This window comes from Vibrio sp. M260118 (assembly GCF_036533755.1).
In the GTDB taxonomy this organism is placed as follows: domain Bacteria; phylum Pseudomonadota; class Gammaproteobacteria; order Enterobacterales; family Vibrionaceae; genus Vibrio.
Genome location: NZ_JATABG010000327.1, coordinates 1 through 3,970 on the forward strand (window position 1 = coordinate 1; position 3,970 = coordinate 3,970).

A 3,970-nucleotide genomic window follows, 5' to 3' on the forward strand; every position below is an offset into this window, starting at 1 on the left:
GTGCATGGTGTTGGAATCGCCCAATCTTGGGAGAGATTGGGCTAACAATTTAGATTTGAGCGTGGTAGATAGCGAATTTATTGGTCTTATTTAGCGTCTCGCAATTACCGTAAGCTTGCTCGATGATGGGGGGATACTTCAAGAAACTGTTGGCAACGATGAAGAGTTGACCTTTGTTTGAGCTCTGTTTTGGTGCCTGTTCTAGGAGTGTTTCTGTGGCGCTGTAGCTAGTATCAAGCCCTGCATGGAAAGGTGGATTGCTGATAATGAAGTCGTAGTTTTTGCTTGTGTCCGAATAGACATCAGAAGCAAATACGTTAGCTGATAAACCGTTCGCGGCGAGAGTGGCTTTGCTCGATTCGACGGCTAAGGCGCTAATATCACACATCTCTAGCTCTATTCCAGGATTGAGCAGCGCCATCACGCTGCCAATAACTCCTGCGCCACAACCAAAATCGAGCACCTTGCCGCTCAGTTGTGGTAGCGTGTCTAGTAGTAACTTACTGCCAATATCAAATTCACCGTGACTAAATACGCCAGGCAAGCTCTTAATCGTAAGCGAGGTTTGCTGATATTCGACTTGGTAAGTTTTAAACCAAGCTTGAAGATCAAAGGGTGCTGGTGTTTGCGTGCATTGCCCCCAATAGAAGGAACAACGGCGAGCTGAGTCATACTTGGTGATCAAACCGTAGGGTTTGAACATCTTTTCAATGCTTTTTACCCCAGAGCGATTTTCACCGACGACAACAATCTCGGTATTTTCACCTAACTTTGCCATCAGCATTGCAAGTAAATACTCAGCTTCCGCTTTGGCTTTAGGCCAATAGAGCAGCACTAAGTCCGCTTCTGTGCGTTGATTAAACTCGGCACCGAAGACACTTGTGACTTGTGAGTAACCACTTAATTGACGGTAGTAGCCGTAGTTGGTGGTATAGACAGTCACGGATTGACAGTGTTTTGTTAGCTCAACAGGAAATAGATCTTCAGCTTCTCCTGCCACTAATACATGCTTGCCCTCAAAATAGGCGAACTGTCTTTCAGCGATTTGGCTTGGTGCGATATAAGCAGACATAGCAAACTCAGTATAAAAAATGAGGGAGGATTTTCGCACAATCCTCCCTCATCTTGAAGTCATTCTAAGCAGAATAAAATAGTATTGGTCGCTAGCTGCGATCTTGTCTATTCAAGAAGTCTTGGAACTCTTCTTCGTAGATATTAAATAGCACCATAGTCACGGCGAAAATGATCGGGCCATAGATCAGACCGATCAAACCGAACAAGTGCAGACCACCTAATAGAGAGAAGAAAATCATTAAGGTGTTCATTCCTGCACTGCCTTGCATCAGTAGTGGGCGAAGCAGATTATCAATCGACCCGACAATCGCTATGCTCCAAACCGTAAGAGCAACCGCCCAAGTCGTGTCACCTGTCAAGAATAGATAGATAGCGGCTGGCACCCAAATTAGCGCGGTACCCACAACTGGAATGAAAGAGGCAAATCCCATCATGGTGCCCCAAAATAGCCCCGGGAAGCCAGCAATCCACATACCAAAACCACCGGCGAAACCTTGCGCGATAGCGGTTAGAAACGACCCCATGACTGCTGATTTCGCCACTTGCTCAACTTCATCAAGCAATTTATCTTCCTGGCTACGAGAAAGTGGCAGAATATGGCGAATTGCGCCAATGATCTTTTCGTGATCGCGCAGTAGGAAGAACAGCACGAACAGCATTAAGAAGAAATCCATTAGGAAGCTAGTCGCATCACCTAAGATTTTTGCACTAATGCCGACTAGGTTGCTACCAAATGATGTTGCGAATTGTGCAACTTTTTGGCCGATTTCTTGTGGGCTGATGGCATCGAAAGGCAGATAGGTATTAACGAAGCCAAGGCCGTTAACCACCCATGGGTGCCCAAAAATGGTTTGAATTCCACCATGAGTGACCCATTGATAGACGTTCTGTGAAAAGGCTGAACCCTGTTGGACAATGGCAGCAAACACAAACAATAGTGGAAATACGATAATGAAAGTCAGCACAACACATGAAAGCAGTGAAGCTAAGTTGGTATGCTTTGGCATGCGTTTTTCGATCCATTCATGAATCGGAAACATCAGTAGTGAGATGATAAACGCCATCACAATCGAGTTGATATACGGTTCAACGAGCAAGAAACAGGCAAACCCTGCTGCGAGTAATGCAACAATCAATACCCAATGACTAGAAGTTAGTTTGATTTTATCTGACACATTTATTGTCCATGAAATCTATTTCGTAGCAGTATAATGGCGGTAATTGTCTGAGTGTTCAACGCAAATTGAATATGTTATTCGCGGAGTAGCTGGCTATGGGCTGTTGTGGAAAAGAGAAGTGCAGTAGTAAAAGGAACAAACCTAAACGGAATATACCTTGGTTTTTTCTGTTTATGTTTGGTCTCACTGTCTTGGCTGTGGTGAACTGGAAATAACTGAGGCTGCCATGGCAGCCTCTCAATGTGATCGGGAGTCTGTTACGACTCTTGAGCGATGATGGAGAAACAGCGATCAGCCGCTTCGAGTGTTGCTTCAATCTCTTTGCTTCCATGTGCTAAAGAGGTAAAGCTCGCTTCAAATGCTGATGGCGCTAGGTAAACACCGTGTTCTAACATTAGGTGGAAGAAGCGTTTAAAGCGTTCAATATCACATTTAGTCACATCTTCGTAGCTTGTTACGCTCTCTTGGTCAGTGAAGAAGAAACCGAACATGCCACCAACTTGGTTAACGACAAGTGGAATGTTGTGGTTATCGGCAAGCTCTTTAAAACCATCGGCAAGTTGCTTGGTTTTTGAAGCTAGGCGCTTTTCATTGCCTTCTTCTTTTAGAAGGTTCAAACAAGCAAAGCCTGCCGCCATAGCAACAGGGTTACCCGAAAGCGTGCCAGCTTGGTAAACCGGACCAGTAGGAGCGATGTGCTGCATCACCTCTTTACGGCCGCCAAATGCGCCAACTGGCATTCCGCCACCGATAACTTTACCTAGCGTGGTTAAGTCTGGCTGAATATTGTAATAGCCCTGAGCACCGCCAAGAGCAACGCGGAAGCCTGTCATTACTTCATCAAAGATCAGTAGCGCACCCTCTTCATCACAGATTTGGCGTAGACCTTGATGGAAGCCTTCCACAGGTGGAATACAGTTCATGTTGCCCGCTACTGGCTCAACGATGATACATGCGATCTCGCCTTTATTCGCTGCAAATAGTTCACGAACAGAGTCTAGGTCGTTAAACGTTGCTGTTAGGGTGTGCTTAGCAAAATCAGCTGGAACACCAGGTGAGCTAGGTTGGCCAAGCGTTAATGCTCCTGAGCCAGCTTTAACCAATAGGCTGTCTGCATGGCCATGGTAACAGCCTTCAAACTTCATGATCTTATCGCGGCCAGTGAAGCCACGTGCAAGACGAATTGCACTCATGGTTGCCTCGGTCCCCGAGCTCACCATGCGGACTTGTTCCATTGATGGAACAAGCTCAGATACAAGCTCAGCCATGGCGATTTCCATTTCCGTTGGTGCGCCAAAACTCAAGCCGCGTTGTGCTGCATCGATAACGGCTTCGCGAATCACTGCATGGTTGTGACCGAGAATCATTGGCCCCCATGAACCTACATAATCAATGTAAGCTTTACCGTCAGCATCAAAAATCAGTGGGCCATCGGCACGTTCTACAAAGATTGGAGCGCCGCCAACGCCATTAAAAGCACGTACTGGTGAGTTAACACCACCAGGGATGGTCTGCTGTGCTTTCTCGAAAAGATCTGCTGATTTGGTCATGGGATATCCTCTTTATGATTGCTCGGACCAATTTGGCTCGCATTGTACTCGTCCTTTCGCATTCAATAAAACGCTTTGCGCCACATTCTGGATACTTTGACAGCAAATAGACGCTGATTTGTGTAAAAAATGCGTCGGAAGTTGGTGAATACTTGAACGTTTCACTCG

At 46.0% G+C, this 3,970-nt stretch carries 3 protein-coding genes; all 3 read right to left on the minus strand.

All coding sequences use genetic code 11. The annotated features are described in order from the left end of the window. Window positions 1-49: 49 nt before the first annotated feature. Window positions 50-1,072, minus strand: coding sequence for a 16S rRNA (guanine(1207)-N(2))-methyltransferase RsmC (gene rsmC / locus QTO00_RS15970; protein ID WP_331425674.1), 1,023 nt, complete (start codon window positions 1,070-1,072; stop codon window positions 50-52). Window positions 1,073-1,163: 91 nt separating this feature from the next. After that, window positions 1,164-2,249: an AI-2E family transporter gene (locus QTO00_RS15975; protein ID WP_331425675.1), complete on the minus strand. Its 1,086-nt coding sequence runs from the start codon at window positions 2,247-2,249 to the stop codon at window positions 1,164-1,166. A 260-nt stretch (window positions 2,250-2,509) separates the two neighbouring features. Continuing rightward, on the minus strand, window positions 2,510-3,802 hold the full coding sequence (gene hemL / locus QTO00_RS15980; RefSeq protein ID WP_331425676.1) for a glutamate-1-semialdehyde 2,1-aminomutase: 1,293 nt from the start codon (window positions 3,800-3,802) through the stop codon (window positions 2,510-2,512). Between the last annotated feature and the right edge of the window lie 168 nt (window positions 3,803-3,970).

What these genes read in the sequence shown, in the direction of transcription:
- hemL (WP_331425676.1), bottom strand. Translation starts at nt 3,802, where the DNA reads ATGACCAAATCAGCAGATCTTTTCGAGAAAGCACAGCAGACCATCCCT.
- rsmC (WP_331425674.1), bottom strand. Translation starts at nt 1,072, where the DNA reads ATGTCTGCTTATATCGCACCAAGCCAAATCGCTGAAAGACAGTTCGCC.